General features: G+C 43.3%; 13 protein-coding genes and 3 tRNA genes. 10 read left to right on the forward strand and 6 right to left on the reverse strand.

The features are described 5' to 3' along the window. Positions 1–244 precede the first annotated feature (244 nt). Complete coding sequence (locus NWP21_RS01620; RefSeq protein ID WP_280791363.1) at positions 245–1,390, forward strand: SpoIID/LytB domain-containing protein; 1,146 nt, start codon at positions 245–247, stop codon at positions 1,388–1,390. A 69-nt stretch (positions 1,391–1,459) separates the two neighbouring features. Here the strand turns inward: NWP21_RS01620 and NWP21_RS01625 are convergent, their stop codons facing one another. Further along, positions 1,460–2,710: a hypothetical protein gene (locus NWP21_RS01625; RefSeq protein WP_280791364.1), complete on the reverse strand. Its 1,251-nt coding sequence runs from the start codon at positions 2,708–2,710 to the stop codon at positions 1,460–1,462. 147 nt (positions 2,711–2,857) lie between these two features. On the opposite strand from NWP21_RS01625, the gene NWP21_RS01630 reads away from it, so the two are divergent. Continuing rightward, positions 2,858–3,331, forward strand: a complete 474-nt coding sequence (locus tag NWP21_RS01630) for a hypothetical protein (RefSeq protein WP_271730769.1) — start codon at positions 2,858–2,860, stop codon at positions 3,329–3,331. A gap of 45 nt (positions 3,332–3,376) precedes the next feature. Here the strand turns inward: NWP21_RS01630 and NWP21_RS01635 are convergent. Then, positions 3,377–3,448, reverse strand: a tRNA-Gln gene (locus NWP21_RS01635). Between the two features lie 151 nt (positions 3,449–3,599). On the opposite strand from NWP21_RS01635, the gene NWP21_RS01640 reads away from it, so the two are divergent. Further along, positions 3,600–3,683, forward strand: a tRNA-Leu gene (locus NWP21_RS01640). 68 nt (positions 3,684–3,751) lie between these two features. Beyond that, a complete protein-coding gene (locus NWP21_RS01645) occupies positions 3,752–3,970 on the forward strand; it encodes a hypothetical protein (protein ID WP_280791365.1) in 219 nt (72 codons plus the stop codon). Here the strand turns inward: NWP21_RS01645 and NWP21_RS01650 are convergent. Next, complete coding sequence (locus NWP21_RS01650; RefSeq protein ID WP_271731676.1) at positions 3,939–4,811, reverse strand: M48 family metallopeptidase; 873 nt, start codon at positions 4,809–4,811, stop codon at positions 3,939–3,941. The two genes, NWP21_RS01645 and NWP21_RS01650, sit on opposite strands and share 32 nt — an antisense overlap. 128 nt (positions 4,812–4,939) lie before the next feature. Next, positions 4,940–6,307 carry a UDP-N-acetylglucosamine 1-carboxyvinyltransferase gene (gene murA / locus NWP21_RS01655; RefSeq protein WP_280791369.1) on the reverse strand — a complete coding sequence of 456 codons (1,368 nt, stop codon included), beginning with the start codon at positions 6,305–6,307 and terminating at the stop codon, positions 4,940–4,942. Positions 6,308–6,579: 272 nt separating this feature from the next. Between murA and NWP21_RS01660 the strand changes: the two genes are divergently transcribed. Then, positions 6,580–6,661: transfer RNA gene (locus NWP21_RS01660), tRNA-Leu, on the forward strand. 62 nt (positions 6,662–6,723) lie between these two features. Then, positions 6,724–7,506: an RNA methyltransferase gene (locus NWP21_RS01665; RefSeq protein WP_271731677.1), complete on the forward strand. Its 783-nt coding sequence runs from the start codon at positions 6,724–6,726 to the stop codon at positions 7,504–7,506. Between the two features lie 27 nt (positions 7,507–7,533). On the opposite strand, the gene NWP21_RS01670 is transcribed toward NWP21_RS01665, so the two are convergent. Then, positions 7,534–7,953 (reverse strand): hypothetical protein, encoded by a 420-nt coding sequence (locus NWP21_RS01670; RefSeq protein ID WP_271731679.1) that lies wholly within the window; start codon positions 7,951–7,953, stop codon positions 7,534–7,536. A gap of 105 nt (positions 7,954–8,058) precedes the next feature. Further along, positions 8,059–8,592 (reverse strand): bifunctional adenosylcobinamide kinase/adenosylcobinamide-phosphate guanylyltransferase, encoded by a 534-nt coding sequence (gene cobU, locus NWP21_RS01675; protein WP_280791366.1) that lies wholly within the window; start codon positions 8,590–8,592, stop codon positions 8,059–8,061. A gap of 87 nt (positions 8,593–8,679) precedes the next feature. On the opposite strand from cobU, the gene NWP21_RS01680 reads away from it, so the two are divergent. From NWP21_RS01680 to NWP21_RS01695, 4 genes are all read left to right on the forward strand, one after another. Continuing rightward, positions 8,680–9,447 carry a hypothetical protein gene (locus tag NWP21_RS01680; protein WP_271731683.1) on the forward strand — a complete coding sequence of 256 codons (768 nt, stop codon included), beginning with the start codon at positions 8,680–8,682 and terminating at the stop codon, positions 9,445–9,447. Positions 9,448–10,063: 616 nt separating this feature from the next. Then, positions 10,064–11,812: a diflavin flavoprotein gene (locus NWP21_RS01685; RefSeq protein WP_280791367.1), complete on the forward strand. Its 1,749-nt coding sequence runs from the start codon at positions 10,064–10,066 to the stop codon at positions 11,810–11,812. Positions 11,813–11,969: 157 nt separating this feature from the next. After that, positions 11,970–12,467 (forward strand): phosphate-starvation-inducible PsiE family protein, encoded by a 498-nt coding sequence (locus NWP21_RS01690; protein WP_271731685.1) that lies wholly within the window; start codon positions 11,970–11,972, stop codon positions 12,465–12,467. Between the two features lie 19 nt (positions 12,468–12,486). Beyond that, positions 12,487–14,253, forward strand: coding sequence for a diflavin flavoprotein (locus NWP21_RS01695; protein ID WP_280791368.1), 1,767 nt, complete (start codon positions 12,487–12,489; stop codon positions 14,251–14,253). The last annotated feature ends 205 nt before the right edge of the window (positions 14,254–14,458 follow it).

Raw genomic sequence — 14,458 nt, forward strand, 5'->3', positions numbered from 1 at the left:
GTATTGAATTAAGACTATTGCCAACGCGAAAACCAAGCAATGATAGCGGTAGTCTTTCTTGTAAATCTTAAGAGAAATATCGCGTCTGGCTAAGGCGTGCAAGTCTACTAAGGGATAACCGCTCCCATGCTCCCGTTGAAGTAGAAAGTAAAGTCTAGCTTTGTCTAGGTTTTATCTAGCAGAACTGTCTCATCTTCACTGGTAGATCATAGATACTTGCTTAAATGTGATTTAAATGATGAGTATGAAATTTCAACTGTTATTAGGCTCTTTGTTTTCCCAGCTTAAAGTACGTCATTGGTGGATAGGCATCTTTTTGTGGATGGTTTTAGTCGCCCCGGCTCAAGCGTCTATCATCCTGCGCGTGGCAATTGAGAGGGGAGTTAATCAAGTCAAGGTGGGTAGTTCCACAACTGCACTTGTCAAGGATAGTAGAGGCCGGACTCTGGGACAATTACCCGCTATGAGTTCATTTGAGGCCCAAAGTATCCCCGGTGGTGTGGCTCTCAATAGGTGGCAATCTGGCTTATTTTGGATTGAGCCGACAAATCAGGGATTTGTTTATATTGGCGATCGCTGGTATCGTGGCAGAACCTTGGTTTTGCCTACAGATAAAGGGTTAGATGTCGTTAACTGGGTTGATTTAGAAGAATATCTTTACAGTGTCATCGGTGGCGAAATGGATTCTAGATGGCCTCAGGAAGCCCTCAAAGCCCAGGCCATAGCTGCTCGCACCTACGCACTTTACAAGCGCAGGGAACAGCGCAATCATCCCACTTATGACTTAGGGGCTACTCCGGACCGGTGGCAAATTTATCAAGGAGTCGCTAAGGAATCTCCTGCTATTTACGCGGCCGTTGATTCTACAGTTGGGAAAGTATTAACACATAACAATCAAATTATTCTCTCCGCGTTTCACGCCTGTTCTGGGGGGCATACTGAAAATGTCGAAGATGTTTGGGGAAAACGCCTAGCTTACTTGCGTGCTGTTCAAGACTACGATCAAAATATCAGCGCTTGTAACTGGGTGCAAACCTTTTCCCCCGATGAAATTAGCTCGAAAATTTCCGGTATTGGTAACATCAAAGATATGATTCCACAAGCCTTCTCACCTTTCCGCAGTGTGAAAGCGTTAAAAATTGTGGGTGAGCAAGGTACAAGAGTACTCAGAGGGGAAGAGGTGCGAACTGCACTCAAACTCCGAAGCACGCGCTTTAATATCACTAGAGGCACAAATGGTAATTTTGTCCTCCAAGGTCTAGGGTTTGGTCATGGCTTAGGAATGAGCCAGTGGGGAGCCTATAATCTGGCTCGACAAGGAGCCAACCACCTGCAAATTTTAGGACATTACTACCAAGGGGTAACCCTGACCCCAATTAAGACCAAGTAAGTTACTGCACCACTATCTTAGCATTTATGAGGATATGTAATCTATTATTAGCAAATAACTAGCTATTGGCTAGCCCTCAAGCTCTTGGTCGATTAAGTCGGTTTCGGTGGAATAAACTAAATCTTCACTACTGATGACTTTTTCTGTAGCGAATTGCTGTGCGTAGTTGATTTTTCGCTGTAAAGTCTCCTCTGGATTTGCTAATAGTTGAGCCTGATACAAGCGATCGCGATTGCGTGCAGCAATTTTTTGATTGCGCCATTGAATCCAAAAATAACGCACTAAGGGGATACCTAAGAAACCCGCACCATAACCCAACAATAGCCAATAAATCCCTTCTACAAAAGCTACTAATCCCCCCAATTGCGCCGCTGCTGTCCCATCGGCTATTAAACCTCCCAATATTAAAGCCGCCACAAAATTGACTACACCCAAACCTGCAGCCAGGATAATTTGTCCTGCACCTGCAGCACTAAAACGCCAAGGATATTCTTCTAAATGGGTGGGTACTAACTCAGGGCTTGTTTTCTTGGCTTTAACTTGCAGCTCTGGGAAATAATAGACAATGTGCCCTTCTGGGCTGACCTCTGGTTGTCCATTAAAACGAGTCAGCACAGGCAGCATATAATCTTCATACTCCCGTGTATAAGTTTCCCCAAGGTCATCCAGATAGGGAGCAATTTGTTCTGCTACCACCGCACCATGATTATTCCCAATCACAGTCGCGATTTCTTGCCATCGCCGTTGTTCTAAATTAGCATTTGGATTACCATCGCCAAATAAAAAGGAAAATACAGCCTCAAAGAAATTCAAGTTACTTCCTTGCTGTCTTTGGTAATGCCGTTGCTGGGAGCGGGTGCTATAATCGGGGCTGAAGTACCAAAATAAATCTGGGAATGGAAAAAAGAATAACCCACCACCCCCAGAACTGCGGCCCCGATCATTGTCATTGCGATCTGAACTCCCGGCATTCACAATGATAATGATCGTCACAGTGATCAGGACAATAGAAAGAATTAAGAAAATACCAAAAGAAATGCGAATTAGGTAAAAAAGAACTGCCCAGACCTTTTTCCACCATTCCTGCAACCGCATCTGAAAGTATTTATTACGTAAGATTTCGCGGAAATTTCGCGGAAACAGGTAAACAATATCGCCTGTTTCTGCTACTTGTAAATGTCCGCCCGCATCAGAAGCCAAGGCTAATAAACCTTGTCCCGCCTCCGCTACACTCAAGCCACCCTGACTTGAGACATCACCAACAGTCACTCGGTAACCGAGTTTTTCTACAGCTTGCATGATGGTGGGATTGGGAGTCACTATTCTTCCCTCCTGTGAGAATTTACCTGTATCCCTCTTTCAGTATAGAGTTTTATTCTCATGTTTCCCCTGTGAGTTCCTGGTACTGCCTTCATGTTATGATTATGGCGCTTGGCTTGGTTAATCAGCAATTTTTCTGTTCTAAGTATGGTTCAGTATACTCTCGCTCAAAGTCCAGAAATTATGCTCACTGTTTCTGGAAAAGATTCAGCCAAAGCCCGTGATAAAGCCATGGATCAGCTGATGGAATTAATGGATGCTGGTAAGTTACCCACAGAATTGGAGGAGGGGTTTGGCCCTCAACAATTAATTGAGGTGAAGCCACAGACAAATTTTTCTGTCAGTGGTGAGGACAGTATTACAGAAGCTGTTCAGATTTTGAATAATCTCGCCACACTCAAGCTGAAGGTGCAGGAATCACGCGCCGAAGCCCTAGAAATTCGTCACGCTGTTGATGTTTTGTTTTCAGATAATCCGGTAACTGAAGAGGAAATTAATCGCCTCAAGGAAGGTTTTAAAGTCCTAAAAAACTTTGCCCAGGCTAATTTACGCTACCAGGAAGCTAGAGCTAAAGCCGAACACGCGCGGCAAATTTTAGATCAAGCTTTAAAGTCCCCCTAACAATAAATAAAAAAATAAGGAGCAGATTAATCTACTCCTTATTTACTGGGGCGCTAGGATTCGAACCTAGGGATGGCGGGACCAAAACCCGCTGCCTTACCGCTTGGCTACGCCCCAATGATTCACACTATGACAATATAGCAGCCTAACCAGGGGTAATGTCAAGTACCTTGACGAGAAATTTCCGAAAAATTTCCCCCTCTAAATTTTTTTGATTTACCAGTTGCAAATTCAGTTAAATAGGATATAATAGTAAAGTTGAAACCAAGGGCGGGTGGCGAAACTGGTAGACGCACCACACTCAAAATGTGGCGGCCTTGCGGTCATAGGAGTTCGATTCTCCTCCTGCCCATTAATTACAAAGTCAGATGAACAGATCCAACGTCTAAAGTTAGGTTAAACCGAGCAAATAAGCAAGCAATGCAACTCAAAAGATGGGAATCTCCCCGCAGAGAAGGGAGAAACGATAAAGGTAGGGGCGGTTCTGCGAGAAAACGCCAATTGAAAAAGCAAAGACAAATGTTACGCCAAAAACTCAAACAAGCTGACAAAGCACCGAAAGGGGGAAGAGAAAAAATCTTCCCCTTTTTTTTGGTGTTGTCCTATCCTACCAATTGCGCCATCCTCCAGGGGATGTAACCTCACTGGTAGATTTTCCATGATTTTGCAATAAAGATTGATATTCTTGGCTGCTAGACCAACGGTCAATTTCTCTAGCTCTTAGAACTGGGACTGGATGAGTTAATTGGGATGTGCGAGTGGCTTTGACCATTTCCCCCATTTCGGTTTTACTAATGTCATCGTAAGCACGAGCTTGGGCGACAAAGGCCTCTAAATTAAGTTGTGGTGCTAGGGTAGGGGAACCACCGGCTAACTTCATTAAGACTGACATCACAACTTTGGGGTCTTGGGTGGCGAGTAATGCAGCGCGATCGCAGGTAAACTCAGCACAGCGTACCCATTCTAATAATTGTGTTTGTATGGCTTGGGCGATAAAAGTACCCACATTGGGGACAATTGCAGCTGCTAAGACCAAGAGATTCACAGGTGTTAAATAAACGCTGTGGTCACACTTAAGATGTCCTAATTCATGGGCGATCACCGCCTGTATTTCCTGTGGGGTCAACAGTTCCACCAAAGAAGTATGGAGGACAATAAAAGGCTGCTTACCCCGCATAGCAAAAGTATAAGCATTAGGAGCCGGATGTTGGCGGATATATAACTGGGGAGGGTCTATATCCAAGATTTTGCAGGCTTCTAACAATAATTGGTATAAATCAGGCAATTGTTTTTCACCCACCAACACACTGGAGGCAATATTTTCCACATAAAAAACCTGTTCGGCGACCGGTCCGAGCCAATTTCGCACCATCATATCCAGACCTGGTATCTGCTTGAGAGATGTGGTGGCTTGTAGGTCTAATGGATGACGAAAGGAGTCAGCTTTTAAGCCGATGAGCGGAGTTTTGAACAAGGACATGATATAACAACCTGAAAAAACAGAAGATCAACAGCCTCCCACAGCTAGTATAACGAGTGCTGAGTCCTGAGTGCCAGTCCCCAGTCCCCAGTACCCATTCATTACCCCTGATCCCCGAGTACGCCAGTTTAGGCTGGGGGAGTACTGCTGCTAGGAGTTAATTCCGGATCTTGTGGTACAGCAACCACGCGCAGTATTTTCGCCCCTAGTTGCTGTAATTTCAGATCAATTCGATCATAGCCGCGGTCAAGATGCTGTAATCCCTGAAACGTCGTTTCTCCTTCAGCAGCCAGCCCTGCTAAAACTAATGCTGCGGAAGCCCGTAAATCTGCGCCTATAACTGGTGCACCGGATAAAATCGGCACTCCCCGCACAAAGGCAGTATTACCCTTGACCCGAATATCTGCTCCCAAGCGATTCAACTCGGACGCATGACCCAGCCGATTTTCAAACACCGATTCATTAATCAGGCTATCACCCTCAGCCACACTCAGTAAAGCCATAAATGGCGCTTGCATATCCGTGGGAAAACCAGGATGGGGTAAAGTTTCAATATCCGTAGCTCTGAGGCTGGATGCGGGGAGGATACGTAAGCAGTCTGGTGCATCTTGCATGATCGTTAAACCCATTTTCCGCAATTTAGCAATTACTGGAATTAGGTGGTTTGGTAACACTGGAGACATACTAATTTCTGAACCAGTCATAGCTCCCGCTACTAAGAACGTTCCGGCCTCAATGCGATCGGGAATAATACTGTAGTCGATAGAATGTAACTTGGTCACACCCACTATTTTAATCTGACTACTGCCAGCACCCTGAATCTTAGCCCCCATACCGTTACAAAAATTAGCCAAATCCACGACTTCTGGCTCTCGTGCCGCGTTTTCAATAATGGTTTCCCCATCCGCGAGGGTGGCGGCCATCATTAAAGTTTCCGTAGCTCCGACACTGGGGCTATCTAGGTAAATTTTAGCCCCTTTTAACCTACCACCACTCCCCGGAACATAAGCATGACAAATGCCATGTTCAATCCGCACTTGAGCCCCCATGGACTCGAGTCCGCGCACATGTAAATCCACTGGTCTAGCTCCAATGGCACAACCACCTGGTAATGGCATTTGTGCTACCCCCAGCCGAGCCACAATCGCCCCAATGGCAAAGAAACTGGCCCTTAATTGGGTAACTAATTCGTAAGGAGCTGTTGATGTGGTAATTTCCCTGGCGTTGATATCTAAAATGTCACCTTCTCTGGTGAGGCGAACACCTAAAGCTGACAAAACCTCACTCATTCTTTCTACATCCGCCAGTAATGGAACATTGCGGATGCGACAATCGCCTGAACACAGCAAAGATCCAGCCATAATCACTAGTGCGGAATTTTTAGCCCCACTGATTTTCACATGGCCTCGTAAAGGATGCCTACCCCGTATTTGCAAGACTGAGGAGTCTGCTTCCTGAGAAATCTTGGCATCTGGTAAGCTGCTAGAAGGATTAATAAGCCTACCTCCAAAAACAATACGTAATTTTATAGGTTAGAAGTTGGTTTTGATTCTACAGTAAAGAGTTAATTTGTCTACATTTTCTTAGACATCTTGTATTAATAAATTTGAATTCACAGGTTCCTTAAGGTCTATAAACATTCTGAAGTAAGCTTTGTGAGGTGGTCAGAGTTACCCCAGTCTAGGTTAAAAGAATAATTTAGGGATGGTACTTGACAAAAATAAATATTTAAGTGACAATGATGAATCGTTGATCAAAATGAATGCCAGCGGAACTGGCGGAATTGGCAGACGCGCTAGATTCAGGTTCTAGTGCCGCAAGGCTTCCGGGTTCAAGTCCCGGGTTCCGCATAAGTGTTTGATTGTGAAATTCTTTTGAAATTGGGCTAATCCAAAATCAAAACTATCTAATTGTGTTAACTAGTCTCCAAAACCCTTTAGTCAAGCAAATCCGCAAGCTGCACTCTACCAAAGAGCGTCATAAGCAAGAATTATGTTTACTGGAAGGAACACACCTGTTGCAGGAGGCTTGCCAGGTGAATTACCCACTAGTAACAGTCTGCTGCACGCCAGAATGGCAAATTTCCCACCCGGTAATCTGGGAAGCAGCTTGTAACCACAGTGAAAGGGTAGAAATCGTTAGTAAGGAAATTTTAGAGGCGATCGCTACCACAGTGCAACCAGATGGTGTAATTGCCACGGCAAAACGACGGATTAATCAAACTCAAGTGCCGTTTACTGGTTTAGTCCTCGCCCTGGAAACTATTCAAGACCCAGGTAATCTAGGGACAATAATTCGCACGGCTGCGGCCACTGGCGCTACGGGGTTATGGCTGAGTCGTGATAGTGTAGATGTAGACAGCCCCAAGGTTTTACGTGCCTCTGCAGGACAGTGGTTTCGCGTCAACACAGCGGTAACCGAAGATTTGCAAGGGACAGTCAAACAAAGTCAGCAAGCCGGAATGCAGGTAGTAGCAACTCTACCCACGGCAAATTTAACCTACTGGGATGTAGACTGGCGAAAACCGAGTTTAATTTTACTGGGGAATGAAGGGGCTGGGTTGTCGCCAGATTTAGCCGCAATGGCAGACCAGCAAGTGAAAATACCCCTGAGTCCAGGAGTAGAGTCTTTGAATGTGGCGATCGCAGCTGCTTTAATGTTATATGAGGTGCAACGGCAAATAACCTACCAATAACCTACCAATAATTTAGATGCGTGACTTTCAGCTGTAATTACTCTCAATGCGATTACGAATTGACATTAAATGTGATTGGGTATTAACGGGGGTGCGGGGCGCTGGTAATTCACTGTTAGGCCAAGTAGGTAAATCATTGCAAGGACATAACAAAGCCGGCATTCCTAAGTTACGCTTGGGTATTGGCATCTGACAACGGCCACAAGGTAAAAGTTCCCAAGCTGGTGTTAGGAGTTCGCTAATGGTTTCATAAGTGCCATCAAGGTAACATTCGCCAGTTGTCTGAGAGATAATTTTTTGCCAACATTCTTCAAATTCATCACTGTAGCCATCATCCTTCAGCACAGGTACGGGCAAAAAACTTGCCTGACCGTTGCCCGTTAACACCTTCTTACCCAACTGAAACCAGTAGGCAAGATACTCTCTTACTTCTTTTTGAGTTGCCATAGGATGATCTTAAATTTTTACAGGGGATTTTTGAAGGGGGAATGTTTAATTTCAAATTAAGATTTTAGTAGTGGTACAGTAACTGACAGGGCGCTGAGGAGATGGTCATAATGGTGTACCCAAAAGGCTGAGATTGAGAACATGACCACCCGTAACTAAATAAACAGGTTCACAAACAGCACCTAACTGGCGGACAAGACAACCCAAGCGATCGCGAAACTGGCGACCAAGAGGGTAAGCTGGAACCACACCCCAACCGGTTTCCTCCGCCACAAATATAATATTTGCTGCTACCAGTGGCAGTGTTGCCAATAACTCTGTTAGAGTGTTTCTCCAAGTATCTTCATCTTGTTCGAGAAGATTAGCGACCCAAGTACCCAAAGAATCAATCAAAAGGCAGGTATTTGGCTGGGCATCTGCTAGAGTAGTCGATAATTCTACAGGTACCAAAAGCGTTACCCAATGTGAGGGACGACGTTTTTGGTGTTCTTGAAGACGCTGTTGCCATTCTGTATCCTCTGGGTTTTCAGTGGCTGTAGCGACGTAAACCACCGGTTTACCAGACTTTATAGCCAGAGTTTCCGCCCATTCACTTTTACCAGACCTTGCTGGTCCTGTAACTAAGATGACTTTGCCCAAAACTGTATCCTAATATAACGGTTATCCCAACGACTGCATTCTGAACTCTTCCAAACTAGTGGAAACATGACATTTCAGGATATTTTTATGAAAACAGGTTTAAAACGTATTGAAGCCACTTTACATGATTTAGGCAATCGCAGTACTACAACCACCCCAGCGGGTGATTCGTTAAAGTCGTCTTTCTCCTTTAGGATTAGCACCGGGGGGGCGGAATCTACCTCACGTAAAAAAGACACCGAGGAACTAGGCGCAGTATCCCCTAGTGAGCATTCGGGCGTTGAGAATTTAGTTGGACAACATCACTGTGTGCAAACCTTTCCCGCCCATCAGATGGGTGGCAAAACCCCGAACTTACCCAAATTTAAACATCCTAGCTTTAGTAGTCATCGCCACGGCGCTAATCCGGCATTAGCCACGAATATACTGCAAGACATAGGGCAACATATCACTGGTTGGCAAACAGAACTACAAACAATAATAGAACAGATTCAAAAGATTTACTTAGAAGGACCGATTATTAATGGCTGGTTAGAATCCCATGTCAAAGAACCAGAACCGGGAGGAACTGCGACACTCCGCCATGGGGAAGTTGACCGCCTGATGGAATATGTAGAGGAGATTTGTAGAAATTCTGATCAATCCCCCCGCACTGGTTATAATCTTTGTGGTTTGGATGCTGCTGGTAAAGTTTGGTCACGTCCTTGTCCAGCAGATGAATTACCCATAGTGAGTGTGGCGATCGCCCGTTACCAAAAATTACGTCAACTTTTAGGGCGCAAACAATATCTAGAAACCCGCCTCAGTCAATTGGCGCAAAGTTTGATAGTTTTACACAGTAGTTTGCAAGATTGACGCTCCCACGCCCAGAAGCACTTGCACTCAGCTTGTACTGAGCGCAGCCGAAGTGCGTGGGATTGTTGCTGCATCCAACCGACTGTTTTTGCTGGATTTGACACTCCCCACGTCTAAAGCCGGGGGATTCTTGAAGAGTCCACAAACTGACCTTCAATGGTGCTGGCAAAAACACCCTACACGCTCAAAACAACTACCAGGACAAAAGGTATTGCAATTGCGCTTACTTTTTTTTGCTTTGGTGAGTCCATCGCAATGCCAGTTAGGTACGCTCAACATCCTGCCATTATTTGCCCTTTAACTATTCCAAATCAAGTTGGATATGTCCGTTGCCGGGATTTCTCCGCACTAGGATGTTTCTTTACGTAGATGGTTGTTCTTACTCCCTTTCACTATTATACCACTGTGGCTAAAGCCAGTCAATCGTTCTAATGCGACTAAAGTCGCTATCGACTTATCCCCATGTCTAAAAGCCATTGGCTCAGGTCTCGTTTTATGGTCAACAACAGATAAATATTACTAATCAATAGCTTGAGAAATTGAAATTTTACTAATATTGGTTTTTAGTTCAAAATAAAAGAATACTGAATTTCCCATATTTTTGAGGTGAAAATCAATGGTCATACTTACAGAAGATACTCAAGCTATTAATGTAGGACGTTTGACCGTTCAAACGGTAGAAATTGCCTCTAAAACAACTGCTATTCGTTGTCTTGATTGGGATAGGGAACGTTTTGATATCGAATTTGGTTTACGAAATGGAACAACATATAACTCTTTCTTAATTCAAGGTGAAAAAATTGCTTTAGTTGACACCTCACATCGCAAATTTGAGCAACTATATCTTGAGATAGTTGCAGGTTTAATTGATTTAAATAAAATAGACTACTTGGTTATTAACCACACCGAACCAGACCATAGTGGTTTAGTTAAGGATCTTTTGCAGTTAGCTCCTGAGATTACTGTTGTTGGGTCTAAGGTAGCAATTCAGTTTCTCGAAAATATGGTTCACCAGCCATTTAAATCATTGTTGGTCAAAAGCGGACAGTGTTTAGATTTAGGTAATGGTTACCAATTAGAGTTTATATCCGCCCCTAACTTACACTGGCCTGATACAATTTTGACCTACGAGCACAAAACAGGGATTCTCTATACCTGCGATGTGTTTGGGATGCATTATTGTGATGACCATACCTATGATGAATATTTCTCTACTATTGCAGGAGATTTTAAATATTACTATGACTGTCTGATGGGACCCAATTCGCGGTCAGTTTTAGCAGCATTAAAACGGATTGAAAATTTAGAAATAAATACCGTAGCTACAGGTCACGGACCTTTGTTAAGGCATCATATTTCTGACTGGTTAGAGAATTATAAAACTTGGAGTTTAGCCAAGGCTAAAACAGAGATATTGGTGGCTTTATTGTATGCTGAAGATTACGGTTATGGTGAACATTTAGTGCATACTTTGGGACATGGATGTACTAAAACAGGTGTAGCTGTAGAACTAATAGACATTAATACTGCTGAATTACAAGAAGTTAGAGAATTGGTATCTCAAGCTGCTGGGATAGTGATTGCTATGCCATCCCAATATTCAGTGACGGCGCAATCTGCTTTAAATACTATTTTGGCGGCTGTACATCAGAAGCAGGCTATAGGTTTATTAGAATCTGGTGGCGGAGAAGATGAGCCTGTTTATCCCTTACGCAATAAGTTTCAAGAGTTAGGATTAGTTGAAGCATTCCCTCCGATTTTAATTAAAGAGATTCCAGGACAAAGAACAGAAAAATTGTGTGAAGAAGCAGGTACAGATATGGGTCAATGGTTGACCCGTGACCGACAAAGCCGGGGTAGCGATCGCAGTAGTAAAAAAATTCAATCCATTAACAGCAACTTAGAACAAGCCCTAGGCAGAATTAGCTCAGGATTATATATTGTTACTACGCAAAAAGGGGAGGTTCAAAGTGCAATGTTGGCTTCTTGGGTGACACAAGCAAGTTTAACGCCTTTAGGAGTTGCCATTGCTGTGTCCAAGGAAAGAGCTATTGCATCTTTAATGGAACTGGGCGATCGCTTTGTTTTAAATGTCTTGGGAGAAGATAACCATCAAGGATTAATCAAACATTTCCTGAAACGGTTTGCTCCGGGTGCTAATCGCTTTGAAGGAGTGAAAACTTATCCAGCAAGTAATGGTTCTCCCATCTTGGCTGATGCTTTAGCCTATATGGAATGTGAAATCACTAGCCGGATGGATTGTGGTGACCATTGGGTTATTTACAGCACTGTTAAAACTGGCAGAGTAGCCAATGTTAACGCTTTAACTGCTGTTCATCACCGCAAAATCGGCAATCATTACTAAATCAGTAACTCAGAATTTTCAATTACAGCCCAATCCCCAATTTTCATTGATCTAGAAATCCGGTTTGGTTTCTGAATTGATTTGTCTAAGTAGGGAACAGGTAAGAAGAATTGCCGTGTATACTGAGTCTGGTTGAAAAATCACATAGGAGTCCTATATGTACAAACCTGTTCTGGAAGATAGTGAAATTTCTGTTTACGAAATCAATCGGTGTCGCATCGTCCGCACATTGGAATTTATCCAAGATGTGATTGTAGTTTCCTTGTGTATGGGTTTATTTAGCTTCATGGTAATCCAAGTGTGGGATATGTTTCTCTCCCTGCTTCCTCCTTTAGATTTCCATGTTGTGACCGCCGATATTTTGTTTTTACTGATTTTAGTGGAATTATTCCGACTACTGATTATTTACCTGCAAGAACAACGCATATCTATTGGAGTAGCTGTAGAAGTTGCTATCGTCTCCGCTTTAAGAGAAGTGATTGTTAAAGGTGTACTAGAAACCGATTGGAGCCAAGTTTTAGCGACTTGTGCCTTTTTGCTAGTCCTGGGGGTACTGTTAGTTTTGCGAGTTTGGATACCGCCTACTTTTGAAGGTATAGACCCAGAAAAACAATATAGCAATCGCTATCAACAAAAGTTAGTGATTAAGAACTGAAAGAACACAGGAGAGTATTATGACTATTGCGACATTCAGTCGTCCCAGAGACGTACAAGTGGCAAATATTGGGGAAAATACGCTCATTTTGCGATCGCGTACTTGGGAACGCCTAAAATTTGAAGTTGAGTACTCCCGTCAAAAAGGGACTACAGCCAATTCTTATCTAATTCAGGCTGACAAAAAAGCTTTAATTGACCCTCCTGGTGAATCTTTTACAGCTATTTACCTAAAGGAACTAGAACAATATCTGGATTTCACTACCCTTGATTACATTATTCTCGGTCACGTGAATCCTAACCGCCAAGTTACCCTCAAAAAGTTACTTTCCCTTGCACCGCAAGCTAAGTTAATTTGCTCTCGTCCTGCTGCAAATGCTTTGAAAAGTGCTTTTCCTGAGTGGGAATCACGCATTCAAGCTGTGCGTTTTGAAGATACTTTAGATTTAGGACAAAAACATCACCTGTCATTTATTACAGTTCCTACTCCTCGTTGGCCTGATGGTCTTTGTACCTATGACCCTGGAACTAAGATTTTATACACAGACAAATTTTTTGGCGCTCATATTTGCGAAGATACCTTATTTGATGAAGATTGGAAAAAATTAGACGCAGAACGTCATTATTTCTTTGACTGTCTTCATGCACCCCAAGGGAAACAAGTTGAAGCAGTTTTAGATAAATTGGCTGTTTTGCCGGCTAGATGTTATGCTCCTGGTCATGGACCGGTGGTGCGTTACAGTCTGAGTCGTTTTACTTATGATTACCGTCAATGGTGTCAAGCACAGAAATCTCAAGATTTAAGGGTTGCTTTGCTTTATACTTCTGCTTATGGTAGTACGGCAATTTTAGCTCATGCCATTGCTCAAGGTTTGATTGCAAATCATGTCAATGTTGAGTCTATCAATTGTGAATTGGCAGACCCCACAGAAATTACCCGTATAATTGAAGCCAGCGATGGTTTTATTATCGGGTCTCCGACTTTAGGGGGTCATCCACCTACCCAAATTCAAACTGCTTTAGGGATAGTTCTTTCAACAGCGGCGAAAACCAAGTTAGCAGGGGTGTTTGGCTCCTACGGTTGGAGTGGCGAAGCTATAGATTTAATTGAAAGCAAACTGAAAGACGCTAACTACAGTTTAGGCTTTGAAACTATTCGGGTGCGCTTTAGTCCCACACCAGAAACTGTTCAACACTGTCAGTCAGCAGGTGCGACTTTTGCCCAAAACTTAAAGAAAACAAAGAAACTGCGGACTCTCCGCCAAGTGGTGACGGAAGCGAAAATAGATCGTACTGAACAAGCTGTAGGAAGGATTATTGGTTCTTTATGTGTGGTGACAACTCGTGATGTAGAAAGCCATAAAGGTATTTTAACCTCATGGGTATCTCAGGCAACGTTTAACCCACCAGGAATTATAATTGCCATTGGTCAAGACCAAAATGCAGATTTAATGCGTCAACCCGGCGACAAATTTGTGCTGAATATTCTCGAAGAAAATCGAAATTTACGGCGTTATTTCTGCCGTCAAAGCACAATAGGGGAAAATCCCTTTAACAATCTTGAGACAAAGGTGGCTAATAATGGTTGTTTGATTTTAACTCAAGCATTAGCTTATCTGGAATGTACTGTGACCAACTTACTCGAATGTGGCGACAGATACTTAATTTATGCTGTTGTGGAGGAAGGTGAATTGTTAGAACATAATGGTATGACTGCCGTTGAACATCGCAAATCAGGTAGTCATTATAACAAAAATGCCGAAAAACCTGGAGTAATAGGGGCATAGCGCCCTATTTCGTACTTTAGAGGATGTCTGAAAGGATGTTTGATTTGGTTTAAGGTTGCTGTACAGAGTTTGTGAAATTATAGACAAATCTACAAAGTCACTTTACCAGGAGTAAACCTGATTGGAGTTACTCCTAACCCCTCTATCCCGTCTGCAAAAGCGTTCAGGACTGCTTTTCTTAATATGTTGTACGCCCCATTTAAAT

The sequence above is a fragment of the Anabaenopsis sp. FSS-46 genome (genome assembly GCF_029891665.1).
Taxonomy (GTDB): Bacteria; Cyanobacteriota; Cyanobacteriia; order Cyanobacteriales; family Nostocaceae; genus Anabaenopsis; species Anabaenopsis arnoldii.

Bases quoted from the DNA above. Each gene is read 5' to 3' on its own strand.
- NWP21_RS01650 (WP_271731676.1), bottom strand. From the start codon at position 4,811: ATGTCCTTGTTCAAAACTCCGCTCATCGGCTTAAAAGCTGACTCCTTT.
- NWP21_RS01695 (WP_280791368.1), top strand. From the start codon at position 12,487: ATGACTATTGCGACATTCAGTCGTCCCAGAGACGTACAAGTGGCAAAT.
- NWP21_RS01620 (WP_280791363.1), top strand. From the start codon at position 245: ATGAAATTTCAACTGTTATTAGGCTCTTTGTTTTCCCAGCTTAAAGTA.
- NWP21_RS01645 (WP_280791365.1), top strand. From the start codon at position 3,752: ATGCAACTCAAAAGATGGGAATCTCCCCGCAGAGAAGGGAGAAACGAT.
- NWP21_RS01690 (WP_271731685.1), top strand. From the start codon at position 11,970: ATGTACAAACCTGTTCTGGAAGATAGTGAAATTTCTGTTTACGAAATC.
- NWP21_RS01680 (WP_271731683.1), top strand. From the start codon at position 8,680: ATGAAAACAGGTTTAAAACGTATTGAAGCCACTTTACATGATTTAGGC.
- NWP21_RS01670 (WP_271731679.1), bottom strand. From the start codon at position 7,953: ATGGCAACTCAAAAAGAAGTAAGAGAGTATCTTGCCTACTGGTTTCAG.
- NWP21_RS01630 (WP_271730769.1), top strand. From the start codon at position 2,858: ATGGTTCAGTATACTCTCGCTCAAAGTCCAGAAATTATGCTCACTGTT.
- NWP21_RS01685 (WP_280791367.1), top strand. From the start codon at position 10,064: ATGGTCATACTTACAGAAGATACTCAAGCTATTAATGTAGGACGTTTG.